The following is a 19,313-nucleotide window of genomic DNA, read 5'->3' as shown; positions in this document are numbered from 1 at the left end:
TTATGTTTAAGCCATTTGAAGAAATGCCTGATCATTCCAGAGTTTGGATTTATCAGTCAAATAGGAAGTTTACCGATGAAGAAGTGCAAGATATCGATCAGGTATTAAGCCAATTCACGGAAGAATGGGTGGCTCATGCTACGCCATTAACAGCTTCCTATGAAATTAAATACAATCGCTTTATTATTTTAGCGGTAGACCAAGATATTCACCCTGCTTCAGGATGTTCTATTGATGCCTCTGTACGTGTCATTCAAGATATCGAACAGAAATACAACGTAGATTTGTTGGATAAAATGAATGTAACGTATAAAACAGGTGAATTTATAGCGTTTAAAACCGTGATGGAATTTAAACAGATGGTGAAAACCAAAGCAGTATCTGCTAATACAATCGTATTCAACAACCTGGTGAATGATTTAGGTGAATACCGTGAGTTTTGGGAAGTGCCCGCAGAAGAAAGTTGGCATAGTCGCTTTTTTAGATAGAAGTAATCAAGCTTATATAGCATAAAAAAATCGTCAATACTTGACGATTTTTTTTTGACTCTTTTTTCCTCTCCGAAAGGGTAAAAAAGTAAAGTAAAAATAAATTAGGGGTGTTTTTTAAAATAATCGGGAACCAATTGATAATTAGTAGTGATTTTAATTTTTTAGTATATAAGATTGATGTTTTTTTTATAAAATTGATAAAATTGTAAGGTTATCGTAAAATAAACTTAGGATATATTCTTTTTTAAATAAAGGAGATTTGCTAAGTTTGCACGTATAGGAATTCAAGCCGAAGGGTGATGATTTTCTAATTTTTAAAAAGCTAAAAAAAATATATGAAAAAAGTATTGTTAACACTGTTGGTACTGCCCTTGTTGTCCTATGGACAATATAAAACTAATTCGAATACGATTGAACTTCAAAAACGCCAATGGGTAGATAGTGTTTACAATTCTATGTCCTTGGAACAACGCATAGGTCAATTATTTATGGTTGCGGCCTATTCGAATAAAAATGAAAAACACATACAGGAATTAGAGAGTCTAGTAAATACTAATTATGTTGGTGGTTTAATTTTCTTTCAAGGTGGACCTCAAAGACAAGCGGATATTGCCAATCGTTTACAAAAACAAAGTAAATTGCCGATGTTAGTGGGAATTGATGGGGAATGGGGATTGCGTATGCGTTTGGATTCTACCTATCGATTCCCGTATAATATGACCTTGGGAGCCATTCAAAACCTCGATTTGATCGAGGAAGTGGGGAAGGCAATGGCTCAGCAATCCAAACGCTTGGGGATTCACTTTAATTTTGGCCCCGTAGTCGATGTGAATATCAATCCGCTTAATCCTATTATTGGAGTGCGTGCCTATGGAGAAACTAGAGAAATTGTAACAGATCGTGCTTTGGCTTTTATGCATGGGTATCAAAAGGAAGGATTGTTTGCTACAGCTAAACATTTTCCTGGACATGGAGATACGTCTAGTGACTCTCATTATAAATTACCTCTTATTGACCTAGATAAGGATCGTTTACAACGTGTAGAGTTATATCCCTACAAAAAGTTGATTAAAGAAGGGTTATCGAGTGTTATGGTAGCTCATTTGAATTTGCCAGCCTATGAACCAGACAATGCAATTCCGAGTTCATTGTCTTACAATGTGGTAACCAGACTATTGCGTGAGGAAATGGGATTTGAAGGCTTGATTTTTACAGATGCGCTGAATATGAAAGGCGTTTCTTCTTATTTGTCTCCAGGTGAAGTAGATTTTGCTGCCTTTATGGCTGGAAATGATCTTTTGCTATTTTCAGAGGATGTAGCTAAAGCCGCTTTAAAAATAAAGGAAGCCTATATGCTAGGAACTATTACTGAACCACGCTTAGCATATTCAGTAAAAAAAATATTGGAGTATAAGTACCGTGTAGGATTGAACAAGCCATTGCAAATCAATACGAAGAACCTCGTTGAGGATTTAAATGCTCCGAAATATGATGATTTGAATACTAAGTTGTACCAGGAAGCTATTACGGTGGTTAAAAATAGTAATAAGGTGCTTCCGATTCGAAAATTGGATCAAGAGAAGATAGCCTATGTTCGATTGGGTGATGATGATAGTACCCCTTTTTTAGACATGATGCGCAATTTTACGGACGTTGATGTAGTTGATAGCGCAGATTTAATGCGTTTGAAAGCGTATTCCCTTGTGATAGTTGGCTATCATAAGATAGATAACCCTTGGAGAAATCACAATTTTTCAGCTGAAGAAAAGACCATCATCCATACAATCGCAAAAAATAATCGTACAATTCTAGTTTCTTTCGCTAAACCCTATGCCCTTTCTGGACTTGAGACAGAAATAAAAGAGTTAGAGGCATTAGTAGTCGGTTATCAGAATAATTCGTTCGCAGAAGAGGCCGCAGCCCAAGTCATTTTTGGTGCTTTAGGAGCAAAAGGAGAATTACCCGTAACAATTACCCATAAATACGATGTAGGAACGGGAATTAAAACAAAACCCATTCATCGCCTTGGGTTTTCCACCCCATATAATGAAGGACTGGATCCCAAAGTATTGGCAAAAATAGATAGTATTGCCAATCATGCAATTGTCAACCAATGGATGCCTGGGGCGCAAATCTTAGTCGCACGTCACGGCAAAGTGGTTTACAATAAATCGTTTGGCTACCATACCTATAAAACGGATTTTGCTGTTAAAAATACGGATTTATATGATTTAGCTTCGTTGACTAAAATCTTAGCTACTTTACCGATGGTAGTTAAGTTGTATAATGATCAAAAGATTACCATGCAATCAAAGTTAGGGGATTTAATGCCTGTATTTAAAAAAACGGATAAAAAAGATATTACGTTAAAAGATGTGTTGACTCATCAGTCGGGGTTGCCTGCTTGGTTGCCTTTTTATAAAAGTACCCTAGATAGTACCAGACATCCTGATCAAACCTTATATCGCTTGCAATATTCGCCCGAATTTCCTACCCAAGTTAGTGAAAATCTATTCTTGAAGAAAGGCTATACCCAAGTGATGTTAGAAGAAATAGCCCAAAGTAAATTAGCAAATAAAATTGAGTATAAATACAGTGATTTAGGTTTTATTTCACTAAAAGAATATATTGAATCGAGCTATCACCAACCTTTGAATCAATTGGTTCACGATAAATTTTATGCGAAAATAGGAGCCACTCGTTTGACGTATTTGCCTTTGCAAAAATTTGATATCAACGACATTCCACCTACAGAAGAAGATACCTATTTTCGTTATACAACGGTCCAAGGGTATGTACACGATATGGGAGCCGCTATGCAAGGTGGAGTAGCAGGACATGCAGGACTTTTTGGTACGGCCTTAGATGTGGCAAAAATGATGCAGCTGTACTTGAATGAAGGAGAATATGGAGACGAGCACTTTTTTTCAAAAGCTACTTTTGAAACCTTTAATGCCTGTGTGTATTGTGCTAAAGGAAACCGCAGAGGCATTGGATTTGATAAACCCCAACAACAAGGAAAACCTGGTCCGACCTGTGGATGCGCTTCAATGACAAGTTTTGGACATACCGGGTTTACTGGAACCATGACTTGGGCCGATCCAGAACAGGACCTGATTTATGTGTTTCTTTCCAACCGTACCTATCCCGATTCGAATGTCAATCGCTTGTCCAAAGAGAATGTGCGTGAGAATATTCAACAGGTTATCTACGAATCAATTATCCCTTAATTGTCGCTCTAGTTTGTGTTAAATTCGAACAGTAGTTGAAATCTGAGGGTAAAGTTTATATTGAGTATAAATAATTCGAAGTATCTTTAAGCACCAAATTATTCAACTATGAAAATCGCAATCGTATGCTACCCAACTTTCGGTGGAAGTGGAGTTGTAGCTACAGAGCTAGGTTTGGAACTAGCAAAAAGAGATCACGAAGTACATTTTATTACCTATAGTCAACCCGTTCGTTTAGCCTTGTTAAATCCTAAGATTTACTACCATGAGGTAAATGTGCCTGAATATCCGTTATTTCACTATCAACCCTATGAATTGGCGTTGTCTAGTAAATTAGTAGATATTGTTAAGCTATTCAATATTGATGTCTTACACGTACATTATGCCATTCCTCATGCTTATGCAGGGTATATGGCTAAGCAAATGCTCAAAGAAGAAGGGATTGATTTACCGATGATTACCACCCTACATGGGACGGATATTACCCTAGTCGGGAATCACCCTAATTACAAAAGCGCGGTGACCTTTAGTATTAATAAATCTGACTTTGTTACGTCTGTATCCGAGTCGTTGAAACAATCAACCTATGAGCTGTTTCAAAGTAAAAAAGAAATCTGCGTTATCCCCAACTTTATCGAAGTAAAAGAAGTTGATTGTTCAGAAACTCCGTGTAAACGTAGTGCTATGGCAGAAAAGGGAGAATTTATTATTACGCATATCAGCAATTTTAGAAAAGTAAAGCGCATTGGAGATGTTGTGAAAATCTTCTACGGTATTCAGCAGGCTGTACCCGCCAAACTAATGTTAGTAGGAGATGGACCAGAAAAGGAAAAAGCAGAGCGTCTAGCGATGGAGTTAGGTATCTATGATAAGATCATCTTCTTTGGAAATAGTAACGAAGTCAATCAAATTTTGGGCTATTCAGATTTATTTCTACTGCCTTCAGAAACGGAGAGTTTTGGTCTGGCAGCTCTAGAAGCAATGGCTGTTGGAGTGCCTGTAATCTCCAGTAATACAGGAGGATTACCTGAAGTAAATGAACACGGTGTTTCGGGTTATTTAAGTGACGTAAAGGATATAGCCGATATGGTTAAAAATGCGCTGGCTATCTTGAAAGATGAAGATACTTTATGCCGTTTTAAAGAAGGAGCCCGTCAAACGGCCAAACGCTTTCAGATTAGTGAAATTCTTCCCAAGTATGAAGAACTATATGAAAAAGCAGTTGCCTTAAAAGAAAAAAATTAATACAAGGAGTTATATTGTGCTCGCTTCCCCAAGGAAGCGAGTTTTTTTTGCTTATCTTGTAATCAAGTAAAGGAAACAAAAACGCATGTTCCAATGGAAAAAACAAAGGAAATCGAAACTTGGAGTCAAGCCAAGATAATCGGAGCAGAGACTTGGGATATTACCTTATTTGAGCATGCCGAAAAAGGGAAAAATGATCTTGTTCGCCCCCATAAACACGATTTTTATTTTCTTTTTTTTGTAGAGCAGGGGACGGGAATTCACGAAATTGATTTTATACCCTTGGATGTACACGCCTTTCAAATTCACTTTCTTCGTCCACAACAAGTGCATTATTGGAAATTAGCACCAGATACCAGAGGGTATCAACTGATGTTTTCCGCGAATACCGTCCATCTCATGGATCGTTTAAGTGCATTGCCTTTTTTTCAACTGGATGTTCCTCCTGTATTGTCTTTAAATCAAGTGGATTATGAAAACATACAACAGGAATTGAAAAAACTACAGCGCCTATTGGCAGTAGAAGATACCTTAGGAAAAGAAATAAGTGTCTTACAACTTTTTTTGGTATTGAAAACGATTCAACGCTATTATTTCCAACTAAATCCAGGGATAGAAGCGCAAGTAAAGGACAACAAAGTTCAAGCGTTTAAAATGTTGTTAGAAACCCATTTTAAGACGCAGAATCAAGTCGCTTTTTACGCAGAAAAATTGCATATAACACCCAATTATCTCAATATACGCGTCAAGAAAGTATTGGGAATGTCTGCCAGTCATTGCATTCAACAACGCGTCATTTTAGAAGCAGAGCGTTTGTTAACCACTACGGATCTGTCGATTAAAGAAATTGCCTATACCTTAGGGTTTCACGATACGGGTTACTTTAATCACTACTTTAAGAAATGGAGCAATAAAACACCAGGTCAATTTCGGAAAAGTTATAATATTCTCAATAATGGAGCGTAAAAACACAACAGCTATGTACTAGACTCTTTTTATCTTTGTATTTGAATCATTTAATCCATAACGCTTATGACTAGATATATAAGACGTTCGTTGTTGTTGATTTGTGTGATGGGGTTATCAACAAATCTACTAGCGAGCTGTTCAGATAATCAAACCAAAGAGATAGAAAGTACAATGAAAAACTTCACAGAAAAAGAATTGTTTCAAGCCATTGCTGCTAATGATATTGCAACAGTAAAAGAAATTTTAGCTAATCATACAGTGAATCTGGAAGTGAAAAACAGCAAAGGAGAAACACCTTTGATGATGGCCACTTATAAAAAATACAATGCCTTAGCACTATATTTGATTGATCAAGGAGCTAACGTCAATGCCCAAGATGATCGTTTGAATAGTCCATTCTTATATGCGGGGGCGGAAGGAAATATAACAATCGTTCGAAAATCTTTAGCACATGGAGCTGATTTTACGGTATTCAATCGATATAACGGTACAGCTTTAATTCCAGCTGCGGAGAAAGGACATTTGGAAGTGGTTCAACTTTTAGTGGCAACTCCTAATTTTCCTATTGATCACGTGAATCGCTTAGGATGGACAGCATTAATGGAAGCCATTGTTTTGAGTGATGGAGGAACGGTGCACGTTGCGATTGTAAAGGCATTAATCGAGGGAGGCGTGGACGTAAACATTCCTGATCACGAGGGTAAAACACCGTTGTATCATGCAAAATCAAGAAAATTTACCGCTATTGTTCGCTTATTAGAAGCAGCCGGTGCAAAAGAATAAGTATACGATGAATAGAAAAGAATTTCTTCAATTGACAACAGCAGGAGCGGGTGGACTTTTCCTGGCTGGAAATGCTTGGGCAGAAGAGAAAAAGGAAAACCAAACGGTGTTGACAGATACATTGACTTTTGTGTTGATTAATGCTCGTTTAGAGGAGGGTTTTGTATATAATGATGTAGGACAGGTAAAAGCAACGAAAACTGGATTATACGATCTTCATATTCAATCAGGTAAGATTGCTAAAATTACGCCTGCTCAAAAGGAGATGTATGCTATTCCTGTTTTTGATGCTGGAGGGAAACTGTTACTTCCTGGATTGCGCGACATGCATATTCACATTGATAAAACGTTTTATGGCGAACCTTGGCAGGCAGAACCCCTGCGAGGTAAAACAGTCAAAGATATGATTGATTTAGAGCGTCGTATTTTACCTGAATTATTAGTGAATGCAACGGAGAAAGCAGAAAAAGCTATTGATTTGATGAATAGTAAAGGTACTTATTTTGCTCGCTGTCAGACGAATATAGAACCAACAAGTGGGTTGAAAAGCTTAGAAAAACTACAACAGGCGTTAACCCAAAAGAAAGATACTATTCAAACGGAGATTGTTGCTTTTCCACAGCATGGAATCCTGTATTCTGACGCCGCAGGTTTACTTCGTGAAGCCGCTCAAATGGGGGTTGATTATATTGGTGGATTGGATCCAACGACAGTGGATGGAGAGATGGAGAAATCCTTAGACGTGATGTTTCAAATTGCCTTGGATTACGATAAAGGTGTAGATATCCATTTGCACGAAGGTCGCGCAACAGGATTACCCGCTATTGAATATATGATTGCTAAAGTAAGAGAAAATCCCGTGTTAAGCGGAAAAACTTTTATTAGCCATGGATTTGCTTTGGCACAGTTAGATGCAAAAGAAACGGAAGCCATATGCAGACAGCTAGCAGAGGTAGGCATTGGCGTCATTTCAACAGTTCCCATAGGCAAATTGAATATGCCAATTCCTTCGTTGTATAAGCACCAAGTGGCTTTGATGACAGGAACGGATAGTATTATTGATCATTGGTCTCCCTTTGGCTCTTGTGATATGTTAGAAAAAGCAAAGCTAACGGCAGAGTTATACGGTTGGCGGGATGAGTTTACCCTTTCTAGGGCACTACGTATTGCAACAAAGGATCAGATTCTTCCCTTAAATGAAGAAGGGAAGCAAACTTGGCCTTTAGTTGGAGATGAAGCGAGCTTTGTTTTAGTTGAAGCTTCTTGTTCCGCAGAGGCTGTTGCACGTACTCCACAAAGAAGCGCTGTTTTTAACAGCGGAAAATTAGTCTATCAAATCTAAGACAGCTGTTTTAGTAGTAATAGGAACAACAAACAACAAGAACAAAAAAAGAGCGATGGATATTCCTCGCTCTTTGATTATATATTGTATGTATTATTTTAAGTATACGGATTCTTTTTTAAAGTGAACGGTTAGTAAATAATAAACTACAGCTCTATATTTATGCTTGTTTGACACTCCATATTGCTCAATGACTTTCTTTAATCCCTCCTCTAGCTTTGCATCGTCTTTTAATCCCAATTTTTTAATCAAGAAATTCGTGCGTACAGTTGCCATTTCAGATTCAGATGAACTAGAAACCGTGGAGGAATCTTGATTGTAAATCGAAGGTCCACAACCAATCGTTACTTTTTCTAATAACTCCATGTTGGGTTTTACACCGCATTTGTCTTTCAAATCAGCAGCGTACTTCTCAATTAATTCAGCTCTTTTACTCATAATTTTATTTTTTTTTGTTCCCTACAAGTTACTAAAAATAAAAGAGATAGCGTGAAAAAAATTACAAATTGCGATAATATTTTTTAAATACTTCATCATTCAAGAAGGTAGGTGTTTTTACCTCTAGAATAGCTGGGCCATGAGAGTGGCTAAAAAAGGCTTTTGCTTGTTTAGCAAGGCTTTCTGTTGTATCGGCTTGAAAATAGGTCCAACGGTACATAGCGGCTAAATGTTGTGCTGTATGGTCATGGGTAGTTTCAAAATACGTATTGAAAACATCATTCTCTTGATGTCCTGGTAGGGTTCTAAAAATGCCTCCACCGCCGTTGTTGATGATAACGATTTTAAAGTCTTGTGGTACATACGCATTCCACAACGCATTGCTGTCGTAAAAGAAGCTAATATCCCCAGTGATGAGTAGTGTAGATTTACCTGATCCTAGAGCCGCCCCAATAGCGGTTGATGTACAGCCGTCAATTCCACTCGTTCCTCGGTTGCAAAATATCGTTATACTCGGATCTATCGCTAGCAATTGCACATAGCGAATAACAGCACTATTGCTCACTTGTAGCTGACTGTTTGTAGGTAATTGACGTACAATGTAATCAATAGCGGTAAAATCAGAGAAAATAGCGTCGTTTAGATATTGACGATGCTTGGTCTCCCGCTTAATCATTAGATCATTAACCCATGTTTGGTACGCTGAAGATTGAGGTATTGCGTTTTGGGTTAGTTGCGCTAAAAACGATTGCGGATCAGTGTGAATAGAATCTGTCAAGCAATCATAAGTATTGTAATGACGAATTTTATCTACGTGCCAATGCTGTTTAGGAGCATATTGACGTAAAATTTGCTTGATTTTTTTGCTGACCACCATTCCCCCAAAAGTCAATAAAATATCTGGCTGGAAGTGGCGTAAGCCTTCCTCATCCATCGGAATAACCAAGCGATCAAGAGCGTTAATAACTCCAGGAGCCTGAATATTGCTGATTGTTTCGGCTAAAAATACAACCGAATCATCGCTAGTTAAGGCTTTTATAACACTTGTTGTTAGGCTATGAGGAGGAAGGCTACCGACTAAAATAAGTTTTTTAGAAGCTTTGTTCCATTCTTGGATATAATGGGGGTAATCTAGTAGAGGTAAGGCTGGTAAAACAGCCTGATCTACAAGAGGATTGACACTTAAACGTTCCGTTGTTTGGTATAAAGGCTCTTCAAAAGGCGCATTGATGTGTACGGGGCCGAGTTGCGTGATGGCCGCGTTAATAGCTGCATTTACTTCTTGGTCATTTAATGCATTTGCTTCCTCCGTTAAATTGGCACTGTATAAAATATGGTTTTGATACACGTTTTGTTGACGTATCGTTTGTCCATCTCCAATGTCAATTTTGTGTAAAGGTCGATCGGCAGATAGTACAACCAAGGGAATTTGACTGTAAAAGGCTTCTGCTACAGCTGGATAATAGTTTAATAAGGCAGAACCAGAAGTACATACGAGGATTGTGGGAATTTGCATTTGTTGGGCAAGTCCCATTCCAAAAAAGGCAGCACAACGTTCATCTGCAATACTATAACAGGTAAAAAAAGGATCATTCGCAAAGCCGATAGTCAACGGGGCATTACGCGAACCAGGAGAAATAACAACGTTTGTTAGATTTTTTGCTTTACAAAGTTCAATAATGCTTTGTGCAAGCGGTATAGTAGGATAAACCATAGTAATTTCAAAAAGATAAAATTACGAATAAAATTACTATGGCTTCCTTATTCTAGCTTATTTCTTTTTAATCCATTCCTTGATTTCAGGGTCGTTGGGTAAGATTCTCGGGTTAATTACTTGTACAACATGGCCTTTTTCATCCACTAAGTATTTTTGGAAGTTCCACTCTACGGTACTATCAGCAAATCCGTTCTTTCTCTTTTCGGTTAAGAAGTGATAGATAGGTGCCATATCTTCCCCCTTTACGGATATCTTCTCCATCATCGGAAAGGTTACTCCAAAATTGGCTTGACAAAAACTAGCGATTTCTGCATTGCTTCCTGGTTCTTGATTGCCAAAGTTATTGGCAGGAAATCCAATAATAACAAAATTATCTCCACCAAATTCTTCATATAGACTTTGTAATTGTTCATACTGAGGCGTTAACCCACATTCAGAGGCGGTATTGACAATCATTACTTTTTTTCCCTTTAAAGTGGCAAAGTCAAAATCATTTCCATACAAATCTTTTACCTTGAATTGGTAGATGGTTTGTTGGTTTTTTACAGTTTCTTTCATGGTTGATGTTTGTTTTATGTATTCGTTAGCTTTTACCATTGATGGGCTCATTGCAAGTAATGCAAAGGCCAAAACATATTTTTTCATGCTATAATTGTTGCTGAGTGATTTACTTCCAGGTAAATCGGATTACGATGTATTAAAATTACAAATAGATTTCGTATATACTAGGGTTTTAACGTTTTAAAATGGGGAAAGGGAGGGGGAGCATAAGAAGCCAAAGGAGAAACTGCTTTTTTCTTCTGAAGTAAAGGAATGCTAATAAACCCGTACAATTGTTGTTTTATTCTAAATGTAAATTAAATTTCGTGTTAATTCCCTATTAAACTGCAAAGCAATCAGCAATCTACTAGAAATTCTTGCGTTAGCAGTATAGCATTAACAAGAAAGAATAACAGGATGAGAAAAGCAATTGTGTTTTTGTTTTTTATACTAGCTGTAACGGCTCAAGCAAAGCGAAAACCCAGTCTGAAAAAAGCGGATAAATATTTCGCACAAACCACCTATGTCAAAGCAAAAGATGAATATACACGTTTGTTGAGAGGTAGACATACCGCTACGTATATCTATCAGCAATTGGCCTTGTGCTATGATCATCTAGGACTTTCGGTTCAAGCGGCTCAATACTATGCTAAGGCATTAGAACAAGATCCAAGTTTAGATGTAGCGTTTTACTATCGATTGGCCTATCATCTCACGCAGAATGGTCGATATGAAGCTGCAGAAGCTGCCATGCGAAAGTTTGCTCATGGAGCAGCAGAGGATGCTAAAGCGCGCTATTTCTTACAACATGAGAAAGAATATCCGAAGGCAGGAGCCAATCCTTCAATATACTATGTGGAAGAATCTGGAATTAACGACCCTTTTTACGCAGACCACAGTCTTTCTTGGTCTGCAACGGATACGCTCTTATTCGTATCCAATCGTACGAAATACAACCAAAAATGGATTCGTCGTTGGTTTGAAGTAAAAGAAAAAGGCACGAATGTACCCAATACGGGGATTTATCAAACCACCATCAAATCAAAAGAAGAACCACTATATGAACACAGTTTACTTCGCGGGCGTATTAACCGTCGTTTTATGGAGGGACAAGCAGTTATGCATCCTTCCCATAACTTGATTTACTTTACTTCCGAAAGTTACCGTCATCGGAAGTTTAGAAAAAATAAGGAAGTAAAAAAGCGACAAGGGCTGATGAGTTTGTTTTCGGCAGAACGCAAAGGAAAAAAATGGAAGAAAATAAAAGTGTTACCTTTTGTACAAGCAGGATATATCTATACGAATCCCTTCGTTACCGCGAAAGGGGATTATTTGTATTTTGCTTCTAATCAACCTGGAAGTATAGGAGGATTAGATCTTTGGCGAGTACCTATTTTAGAAGAAGGAAAGGCGTTTGGCGAACCAGAATCGCTGGGTGAACGCATCAATACAGGCTATAATGAAGATTATCCCTATGTCAGTGAAGAGGAGATTTTATATTTTGCATCGGATCGATGGGGAGGCTATGGTGGATTAGATGTTTATGCTATCGATTTAAAAGATCCGCAAGGGCAACCCCAAAATTTAGGAGAGGGAATTAATACCCCAAAAGATGATTTTAATTTTGTGTACAATAGTTCACGTGGTTTTGGCTTCTTGTCGAGTAATCGCATTGGGAGACAGGATATTTATCGGGTAAAGCCGATTTGTAGTACGGTCGTTCAGGGTCGAGTTCTAGATGTTGACACCCAAGAAGTCTTGGGGAATGTTCAACTGGTTTGGGAGGATTTATCCCGTCAGGTTTTGGCTGAAGTACAAACGAATGCACAAGGAGAATTTACGGTTGAGCTTCCTTGTGAAAAGACTTATAAGATTAAAATTGAAAAAGAAGGCTATTTCTATAAAGAAGAGGAGGGAAGAGTTTCAAAAGAAGAAGGAGAACCCCTTATTCTATCGGTAAAAAAGCAGGAGAAGCCAAAGATTGAAGACCATCGAATTGTATTAAATGACATTCCCTTTGCTTTTGATCAAGCGACTATTACCACAGTAGGGGCACGCGAATTGGATCGTTTGGTACAGTTGATGCAAGAACATCCTGAGATGCGTATCTTAATTGTAGCGCATACGGATGAGGTTGGAAAAGCGAAATACAACAAAAAATTGTCACAAGCTAGAGCAGAAGCAACAGCCCAATATTTATACGATCAGGGGATGGAACCTCAGCGAATAGAAGCTAAAGGTGTGGGGAGTAGCGAACCTAAGGTCGCTTGTACGAATTGTACTGAAGAAGAAAATCAACAGAATAGACGTTCTGAATTTATTATTCTTGAGCGATAAAATAAAAGAGTTGATACTATTCCGTTTGTATTTTATTCAACACAAAGTTTGCCTTCAGCTGTTGGACAATCACTTGTTGGGTTGTTGGATTGAAACTGTAGGTCACAGTTCCCTCTGGTGATCGAAAGGTGTTTTCCCCAACAGCGTCAAGTAGTGCGTAGCGATTACACCCGGAGGGCTTTAAAAATAGTTTGTTTTTTTCGATCACAAATTCAATTGTCAGATCTAATTGGGGTTGGTGATAGGTTCCAATATAGGTTTTCAATTGTTCATCTGTTACAGGAATTGTCTCAAATTCAGGCAGGCTATATTTTTTATTGTAGAGAATAGCCAATAAAGCATCAAAAAGTTGATAATGTGAAAAAGCGGCTCCATTGATGCCATAGACTACAGTCAATTTTTCTGCTTCATTGTAGTAAAGCAAAGAAAAAGTTCCAAATGTGCCTCCTGTATGTCCAATGAAGTTCTTCTTTTTGTAGAGGTAGTACATCATCCCTCTTCCGTATTTTTCTTTGTAGGGAATGGGCTTCATACTAGCTAAACTACTTTTAGAGATGAGCTTATGTGCAAATAACGCTTGATTAAAACGCGCTAAATCATCAATAGAAGCAATTAAATCATTGACACCATTGGTGTTTTCGAACTGTATTTCATCCATGACTTCCCACTGGTCAAATAATTGATAGGATTGTACTGGATAAGGTAATGCATCACTCGCTGTATAGGTGTTTTTTAACTGGATTTTTTGGATAATATATTTTTTAACCGCATCATCATAACTGAGGTTGCGTTTTTGTTCCACAATTCGAGCAAGCAAGTAATAGCCCGTATTAGAAAAGAAAAAATTCTTCTTTTTAACGGCATAGTGTGGAGTACCTTGTTGAATGATATTATCGAGAACCTCTTCTTCTGTATGAGGTTCTCTCAACCAATAAAAATCATCCTCTTTACACGTATAATCGTCTAATCCACTGGTATGACTGAGTAAATCACTGACTTTTAGCGTAAATAAATTAGGAATAGACAGTTCAGGAAAAAAGGAAGCAATACGATCATCAAGCTTGAGTTTGCCTTCCTCTACTAATTGGTAGATTAATACTGCCGTATATAGTTTAGTAATCGATCCGATGCGATACAAATGAGGATTTTGGTCTACTTCACCTACCAGTTCGTGTCCAAAATTACGGGCGTAAATTACCTTGTTATTTTTGTAGATAGCCACCGAGCCAATACCTCGTTGATGCGCTGTAAGGCGTTGAATATAATCATCTGCTTTGGCGGTATTGAAGGACTGAGCCTCTATTATAAGAGGGAGAAACAGTAGAATCAAAAAAATAGACCACTTGGTATACATAGGATGGGATATTTTCGAATGAATTCAAATATATTGATTTAATCGTACACAGCCACTTGAAAGAGAAAGGAAAAATAAAAAGGCAGTCCCCCCTAATTGAGAACTGCCCAGGCGTATTAATTTAGGTGAAGAATAATTATCTAAACGTGTATGCAACGCTGAGAGTCAACCAATTTTTTTTCCATTTTGCAGTTGAATCTTCCATGTTGTTAATATTGGTCAAACCAAGGTTATATTTGAGGTTAAGATCAATTTCATCAGTTAATTTATAACCACCTCCAGCAAAAATACTAAGGTCAAAGAATTTTATTCCATCGGGCATCAGCATCATTCCTGACTCTTCTTCACTATAGGGGTTCTTTCCTGCCATTGAGATACCAATGTTACCACCTAAAAAGGTTTTAAAACGATCTTTGATTGTATAGTGAACGCTAGCAGGTTCAATAAGTACGGTATGTAAAACAATATTGGTATTGTATTCTTTTATCTTCGCTCCAAGATTTGCATACCCCATTCCATACCGAATGGCCCAGGTATCGTTAAATTCATAGGAATTGAAAATCCCGACGTAAAGCCCTGCTTTTTCGCTTGCCTCTATTCCGTTGATATTGGCGAGTGTTCCACCTACTTCAACAGTAAAGGTACAGTCATAGCAGAAAAAACCATTACCGCCATAGTATTGCGCATAAGAGGTGTAAAAAGAAAGAAAAAGTAAAAGAAAGGTAAGGTGTAGTTTTAGGTTCATTTGAATTTATTGATTTAAGCAAGCTTCATACGCATCTACAAGAACATAGACGCGATTGATTTTTTTCTCTGATTTTTGTGCTTCGGCATAGCGATCCATAATGTCCTCACACTCTGGAAATAGTAGCTCCTTCGCTCCACCTACTTTAGATTCAAAAGATTCATCAAAGTAAGGATCTGTTGCAACAAGAATATCCGAATCAGGTTTACTCAAGTAAAGCCCTTGGGTAATAGGATCAAAAATAATGAGGATATATTCTTCGTCTTTCTTCTTTTTGACGTCATACATTAATCCTGCAGCAGAAATAATAATGCGCTCGCGCACGTCACTAACCATGGACCAAACATCTACATTTTGTCTTTTGCGGATTTCTCCTGATTTTTTGAAATGCGATATTTTTCCGCGTTTAAAGGTGACTTTTTTAGTGCCATTGTTGATGTAAATATCCATGTAGGATAGGGTACTGGCATCAATGCTTTGTTTTTGGCCGTTTATTTTAACTTTAAGCTTCTTGGCATTTACCTTAATAGGCATTTGTATTTCAAGATTAACAGCTCTATTATCTCCTTTGTAATAGATAGTTCCTTTATAGGATTTAGCAAAAATCAGCAAAGGAAGAAGGAAGAACAGCGTGAGTAAGGTTGTTTTCATTGTTAAAATTTTTAGCAAACATAAACATTTTATTAACAATAATTGCTGTTTATTTTGATTAAAAAAAGTAAAAAAAAAGAGTAAAGTAGATATAATTGCTGGTATAGTTGATTTTTAGCCTTTATGTTGGGATTTATCTATTTCAAATTGCTGATTATGGTTCAATTATTCATGATACTTATGCTAAAGCGGACCTTCCCCTGGTATCAAGTAGTTCTATTTACAGTAATACTGGTGATTGGCGTACCTTATATGCAGATAGTTTTTTCAATGAAATGATGGTATATAATACGATTACCAATGAAATTTGTATCCCCAATACGGAAAATAGTATTTATACCAGTAGCAGTAATTTTAGCTATAATAGTAAAAACTATCATACGGGAATTAGCAGTGATGAAGATGGGATAGAAGTTTATTTGATTGAAATATAAATTGATACGAGAATCAATACAAATAAAACCACAATCAATTTGTTAAAAGTTGATTGTGTTTTTTACTCTTTTAGCTCTTCTAATACGTTCATGTGCGAATTTATTGGGCTAAGCATTTTCCATATGGATCTATGAGTACATAGCCACGATTGATTTTTTTTAAAATTGCTATTTGTTGTCAATTGTTCATCATTACTCCCATACAATCTCGTGCGTAATTGTTTCAAGTATCGTATCATCACTTAAAGTGAAAATCAAAGAGAAGATTTGATTTGGTTGACTACTTGGTTGTTGTCGTATCGTAAATTTTCCTTTATGAAATTCCCATAGTTTAGCTCGACGGCTGAGGTAGTGGTTCCATTGATCTAAAGGTCTGGCTTCACTTTCATTGTTAAAATTATTATAAAATTCAACTGTAATTAAATCGTTAAGAAGTGAATTTGCAGGATAGTCACTTGAAAAATCGGTCAAGGTATATACATCGACCTTACTGATGAAATGGATCGGATCATCTCTAAACATTTCTTCATCATCACAACGACTTCCTTTATATCTAGAGCTTGAGACAATAGAGGTACTATCTTTCATTTCGAATTGAAACGTTTGGTATTTAGGGACTATAGAATCAGCGATAAATTCTACATATTCAATTTTTGTCTTGTAAGTAGTAACCGGCCCAGAACAACAGGCAGATAAAAAAAGAGAAAGGACAAAAAAAAGGAAATAGTTTTTCATAAGGTATATGGGTTTAGTTGCATGATTAGACTTGTTGTTCAGTTCATCTCACCTGTTTTTTTCTCGTAGTAGTGCAAGTAAATATATATAATTTAAGTTAATTTTATCACTAATTTGCTGTGATTTTATTAGATGATAACTGATATTGAGTCAAACAATTCTTGAATCTGTTAATCGTCATCAGTAAAGTGAGTAACGTAGAATTTTAGTTACCTTTATTTCAAAAGGGGAGTAAAATCGGAAGTAGTTCATTGTTCTTAGTAAGCTAGCCTACAGGTAATAGGAGCTAAGCTTTGCTTATTGGTTTTACTCCTAGAAATAATATACAGTAGGTTTAATTTATGTGGTTCCATAGTTTGTTGGGGTTAGGGTATAAAAAAACTACCTGTTGAGGTAATTGTAAAAAAATATATTAAATAGGAGGTAACTTTAATTCCCTTGTAATTTATGATAAAAGTAATATGAAGCTCTGTCTTCTAAACTGTCAAAAATAATTTGAATGCGTGATAATAAATTTTCTAAATCAATTTCAATATTACCAAGTTCTTTTACATAAAAATGATTTGAATATTTATTATCTAATGGATATCTAGAAAAGTCCATTTTATCTTGTTTTTGTGTTGCTTCGATTTTTTTAAATAGTTCATCAATATAATTATGAAGATCTATTGTTGCATTGTTAAAATATTTTAAGGCTTCACTTCCTTCAAGATTTAGAATCTTTGATTTAATGGTGTCTAATATTTGTTTAATATTGTGACTCCCTTCAATCCTATTATGAGAATTAGTTAATTTATTGAGGGTCCAACATAATGCTTTTAAATATAATTCAATACCATGATTTGCATTAGTCAGAATTGGAAAAATTAGAAAATCTGCTTTTTTATCATTATTATTAATCAATGAGATATTAATAAGTTCTATTGAAGATGCAAGAAAACCATGTGCTAATACAAGTATATTTTCAATATCATTATTTGGATTGGTATTCCAGTTTAAAAAAGAAGATTTATTATAATCTTCATTGGGAGAAAAGATTGGTTTTATTTTGCTGTTTGTCATTAGTTAGCAGTTTTTTATAGATTGGATTGATATACTTCTACATTTTTTAAGTTGTATCTCATAAGAACATCTTTTATTAATTCATTGTACCATTTAGGTGCATAAGGAGATACATGTATTTTGGTAATTAATATATTTGTATCAATTTCACAATGTATAACGGGATTTCCATTGTACAATTGGTTTCTATCTAATTTAGTGTTTCTAGCAAGTTCGTCTTCAAGTCTTCTAGGATGAGAAATAATTAATCTAAATTCACTTTCAGATTTGTATTCTTTTCTTTTTATAGTATAAACTGTCATGGCATTTGATTTCCAATCAAATACATTGTTTTCAAAATCTATATAGGCTACTTCTGTAGGAAAGACATTCTCTCCTGATTTAAGAGATAATTTAAGTTTTTCATAAGATGTTTCAATTGCTATACCAAATTCTTTTGAATATATCTTCCACATATGTGTCATTTCAAAATCCTCTTTACACCAACAGTTTATATATGTATTTATGTTGTTGCTATTTAGCATTTCTGAAAAGTTTGAGTACATGTCATGTAACTTTTTTTATCAATTTCTGAGTTGTCTCATTAAGTAAACTAGCTGTGGTTTTTGGAAGAGTACCTTCATATTTATCTTCAAATAAGTCGCTTCTTACAAAAATAAGAGAACTTTTTTCTAGTAGATAAATGAAGGAAGGGATATCCATGTATCTCCATAAAGTTATATCCCCTTTAGGGGCGTTTAGTACTGGATGATTTTCTATTAGAGGCATAATGTTATTATCAGATGTTAATCTATATATTAAAAACAATAAATTTTTTGTGATTGCATAAATATAATAATATAAGACTTAATAGAAAATACCTTGTATAATAGAAATCTTACAAAAATAGGGTATCATATATTGAATGAGGAAAGTAAGATGATAAGTTGCAACCTCCACACAAAACATGCAACCTATTTTGCAACCTTTAAATAAGTGTACTATTTAGTATACAAAATTAGATGTTGAGGTAATCTATTGAATACCTGAGGTATAAAAACAAAAAAAGCCACCTATTAGGTAGCTTTTTACATAAAAGTGGAGAAGATGGAATTTACAAAAACAAAGGAATAAAATATCTAATTTAATCTTGATTAGAAGGAAAAGAAATCGGAGCAAGAAGATGAGAAGAAAATGGAAGGATAGTAGTTTAATCGGTGGGGGATAAATCTTTTTATCTTTTTTATTGAGAAAAAAAGCC

At 36.0% G+C, this 19,313-nt stretch carries 17 protein-coding genes; 8 read left to right on the top strand and 9 right to left on the bottom strand.

Annotation, left to right across the window (positions count from 1 at the left end):
* Window positions 1–2: 2 nt before the first annotated feature.
* The 6 genes from ACLJX0_RS09180 (at window position 3) to ACLJX0_RS09155 (ending at window position 8,060) form a co-directional block, all read left to right on the top strand.
* The gene (locus ACLJX0_RS09180) at window positions 3–488 is read left to right on the top strand and encodes an ABC transporter ATPase (protein ID WP_410879924.1); all 486 of its coding nucleotides are present in this window, start codon (window positions 3–5) and stop codon (window positions 486–488) included.
* A gap of 338 nt (window positions 489–826) precedes the next feature.
* The gene (locus ACLJX0_RS09175; protein ID WP_410879922.1) at window positions 827–3,721 is read left to right on the top strand and encodes a glycoside hydrolase family 3 N-terminal domain-containing protein; all 2,895 of its coding nucleotides are present in this window, start codon (window positions 827–829) and stop codon (window positions 3,719–3,721) included.
* A 108-nt stretch (window positions 3,722–3,829) separates the two neighbouring features.
* Complete coding sequence (bshA, locus tag ACLJX0_RS09170) at window positions 3,830–4,966, top strand: N-acetyl-alpha-D-glucosaminyl L-malate synthase BshA (protein WP_410879920.1); 1,137 nt, start codon at window positions 3,830–3,832, stop codon at window positions 4,964–4,966.
* A 93-nt stretch (window positions 4,967–5,059) separates the two neighbouring features.
* Complete coding sequence (locus ACLJX0_RS09165) at window positions 5,060–5,932, top strand: helix-turn-helix domain-containing protein (RefSeq protein ID WP_410879918.1); 873 nt, start codon at window positions 5,060–5,062, stop codon at window positions 5,930–5,932.
* Between the two features lie 66 nt (window positions 5,933–5,998).
* Entirely contained in the window at window positions 5,999–6,718 is a 720-nt protein-coding gene (locus ACLJX0_RS09160) for an ankyrin repeat domain-containing protein (RefSeq protein WP_410879916.1), read from the top strand.
* 7 nt (window positions 6,719–6,725) lie between these two features.
* Complete coding sequence (locus tag ACLJX0_RS09155; RefSeq protein WP_410879914.1) at window positions 6,726–8,060, top strand: amidohydrolase; 1,335 nt, start codon at window positions 6,726–6,728, stop codon at window positions 8,058–8,060.
* A 93-nt stretch (window positions 8,061–8,153) separates the two neighbouring features.
* On the opposite strand, the gene ACLJX0_RS09150 is transcribed toward ACLJX0_RS09155, so the two are convergent.
* The 3 genes from ACLJX0_RS09150 to ACLJX0_RS09140 all read right to left on the bottom strand — a co-directional run bounded on the left by ACLJX0_RS09150 (window position 8,154) and on the right by ACLJX0_RS09140 (window position 10,860).
* Window positions 8,154–8,498: a DUF2853 family protein gene (locus ACLJX0_RS09150; RefSeq protein WP_410879913.1), complete on the bottom strand. Its 345-nt coding sequence runs from the start codon at window positions 8,496–8,498 to the stop codon at window positions 8,154–8,156.
* Between the two features lie 61 nt (window positions 8,499–8,559).
* Window positions 8,560–10,212, bottom strand: coding sequence for a 2-succinyl-5-enolpyruvyl-6-hydroxy-3-cyclohexene-1-carboxylic-acid synthase (gene menD / locus ACLJX0_RS09145; protein ID WP_410879911.1), 1,653 nt, complete (start codon window positions 10,210–10,212; stop codon window positions 8,560–8,562).
* A 57-nt stretch (window positions 10,213–10,269) separates the two neighbouring features.
* The gene (locus ACLJX0_RS09140; RefSeq protein WP_410879909.1) at window positions 10,270–10,860 is read right to left on the bottom strand and encodes a glutathione peroxidase; all 591 of its coding nucleotides are present in this window, start codon (window positions 10,858–10,860) and stop codon (window positions 10,270–10,272) included.
* A gap of 312 nt (window positions 10,861–11,172) precedes the next feature.
* On the opposite strand from ACLJX0_RS09140, the gene ACLJX0_RS09135 reads away from it, so the two are divergent.
* Complete coding sequence (locus ACLJX0_RS09135) at window positions 11,173–13,092, top strand: OmpA family protein (RefSeq protein WP_410879907.1); 1,920 nt, start codon at window positions 11,173–11,175, stop codon at window positions 13,090–13,092.
* A 16-nt stretch (window positions 13,093–13,108) separates the two neighbouring features.
* Here ACLJX0_RS09135 and ACLJX0_RS09130 read toward each other — a convergent pair whose 3' ends face one another.
* The 3 genes from ACLJX0_RS09130 to ACLJX0_RS09120 form a co-directional block, all read right to left on the bottom strand.
* Complete coding sequence (locus ACLJX0_RS09130) at window positions 13,109–14,446, bottom strand: serine hydrolase domain-containing protein (RefSeq protein ID WP_410879906.1); 1,338 nt, start codon at window positions 14,444–14,446, stop codon at window positions 13,109–13,111.
* A 136-nt stretch (window positions 14,447–14,582) separates the two neighbouring features.
* On the bottom strand, window positions 14,583–15,191 hold the full coding sequence (locus tag ACLJX0_RS09125) for an outer membrane beta-barrel protein (RefSeq protein ID WP_410879905.1): 609 nt from the start codon (window positions 15,189–15,191) through the stop codon (window positions 14,583–14,585).
* A gap of 6 nt (window positions 15,192–15,197) precedes the next feature.
* Window positions 15,198–15,842: a hypothetical protein gene (locus ACLJX0_RS09120; RefSeq protein WP_410879903.1), complete on the bottom strand. Its 645-nt coding sequence runs from the start codon at window positions 15,840–15,842 to the stop codon at window positions 15,198–15,200.
* Window positions 15,843–15,949: 107 nt separating this feature from the next.
* Between ACLJX0_RS09120 and ACLJX0_RS09115 the strand changes: the two genes are divergently transcribed.
* Entirely contained in the window at window positions 15,950–16,276 is a 327-nt protein-coding gene (locus ACLJX0_RS09115; protein ID WP_410879902.1) for a hypothetical protein, read from the top strand.
* A gap of 192 nt (window positions 16,277–16,468) precedes the next feature.
* Here the strand turns inward: ACLJX0_RS09115 and ACLJX0_RS09110 are convergent, their stop codons facing one another.
* The 3 genes from ACLJX0_RS09110 to ACLJX0_RS09100 all read right to left on the bottom strand — a co-directional run bounded on the left by ACLJX0_RS09110 (window position 16,469) and on the right by ACLJX0_RS09100 (window position 18,528).
* The gene (locus tag ACLJX0_RS09110) at window positions 16,469–16,864 is read right to left on the bottom strand and encodes a hypothetical protein (protein ID WP_410879901.1); all 396 of its coding nucleotides are present in this window, start codon (window positions 16,862–16,864) and stop codon (window positions 16,469–16,471) included.
* Window positions 16,865–17,440: 576 nt separating this feature from the next.
* Window positions 17,441–18,073: a hypothetical protein gene (locus ACLJX0_RS09105; RefSeq protein WP_410879900.1), complete on the bottom strand. Its 633-nt coding sequence runs from the start codon at window positions 18,071–18,073 to the stop codon at window positions 17,441–17,443.
* Window positions 18,074–18,087: 14 nt separating this feature from the next.
* Window positions 18,088–18,528, bottom strand: a complete 441-nt coding sequence (locus ACLJX0_RS09100; protein WP_410879898.1) for a hypothetical protein — start codon at window positions 18,526–18,528, stop codon at window positions 18,088–18,090.
* Window positions 18,529–19,313 lie beyond the last annotated feature (785 nt).

This window comes from Myroides sp. DW712 (assembly GCF_046557355.1).
GTDB lineage: Bacteria > Bacteroidota > Bacteroidia > Flavobacteriales > Flavobacteriaceae > Flavobacterium.
The sequence above is the reverse complement of the archived record's forward strand: the minus strand, read 5'-3'. Positions and strand labels throughout refer to the sequence as shown.

Excerpts from the sequence above, each read along its gene's own strand:
- ACLJX0_RS09120 (WP_410879903.1), bottom strand. The coding sequence starts at position 15,842 with ATGAAAACAACCTTACTCACGCTGTTCTTCCTTCTTCCTTTGCTGATT.
- ACLJX0_RS09150 (WP_410879913.1), bottom strand. The coding sequence starts at position 8,498 with ATGAGTAAAAGAGCTGAATTAATTGAGAAGTACGCTGCTGATTTGAAA.
- ACLJX0_RS09160 (WP_410879916.1), top strand. The coding sequence starts at position 5,999 with ATGACTAGATATATAAGACGTTCGTTGTTGTTGATTTGTGTGATGGGG.
- ACLJX0_RS09140 (WP_410879909.1), bottom strand. The coding sequence starts at position 10,860 with ATGAAAAAATATGTTTTGGCCTTTGCATTACTTGCAATGAGCCCATCA.
- bshA (WP_410879920.1), top strand. The coding sequence starts at position 3,830 with ATGAAAATCGCAATCGTATGCTACCCAACTTTCGGTGGAAGTGGAGTT.
- ACLJX0_RS09105 (WP_410879900.1), bottom strand. The coding sequence starts at position 18,073 with ATGACAAACAGCAAAATAAAACCAATCTTTTCTCCCAATGAAGATTAT.
- ACLJX0_RS09155 (WP_410879914.1), top strand. The coding sequence starts at position 6,726 with ATGAATAGAAAAGAATTTCTTCAATTGACAACAGCAGGAGCGGGTGGA.
- ACLJX0_RS09100 (WP_410879898.1), bottom strand. The coding sequence starts at position 18,528 with ATGTGGAAGATATATTCAAAAGAATTTGGTATAGCAATTGAAACATCT.
- ACLJX0_RS09135 (WP_410879907.1), top strand. The coding sequence starts at position 11,173 with ATGAGAAAAGCAATTGTGTTTTTGTTTTTTATACTAGCTGTAACGGCT.
- ACLJX0_RS09125 (WP_410879905.1), bottom strand. The coding sequence starts at position 15,191 with ATGAACCTAAAACTACACCTTACCTTTCTTTTACTTTTTCTTTCTTTT.
- ACLJX0_RS09165 (WP_410879918.1), top strand. The coding sequence starts at position 5,060 with ATGGAAAAAACAAAGGAAATCGAAACTTGGAGTCAAGCCAAGATAATC.
- ACLJX0_RS09110 (WP_410879901.1), bottom strand. The coding sequence starts at position 16,864 with ATGAAAGATAGTACCTCTATTGTCTCAAGCTCTAGATATAAAGGAAGT.
- ACLJX0_RS09175 (WP_410879922.1), top strand. The coding sequence starts at position 827 with ATGAAAAAAGTATTGTTAACACTGTTGGTACTGCCCTTGTTGTCCTAT.
- ACLJX0_RS09130 (WP_410879906.1), bottom strand. The coding sequence starts at position 14,446 with ATGTATACCAAGTGGTCTATTTTTTTGATTCTACTGTTTCTCCCTCTT.
- menD (WP_410879911.1), bottom strand. The coding sequence starts at position 10,212 with ATGGTTTATCCTACTATACCGCTTGCACAAAGCATTATTGAACTTTGT.
- ACLJX0_RS09180 (WP_410879924.1), top strand. The coding sequence starts at position 3 with ATGTTTAAGCCATTTGAAGAAATGCCTGATCATTCCAGAGTTTGGATT.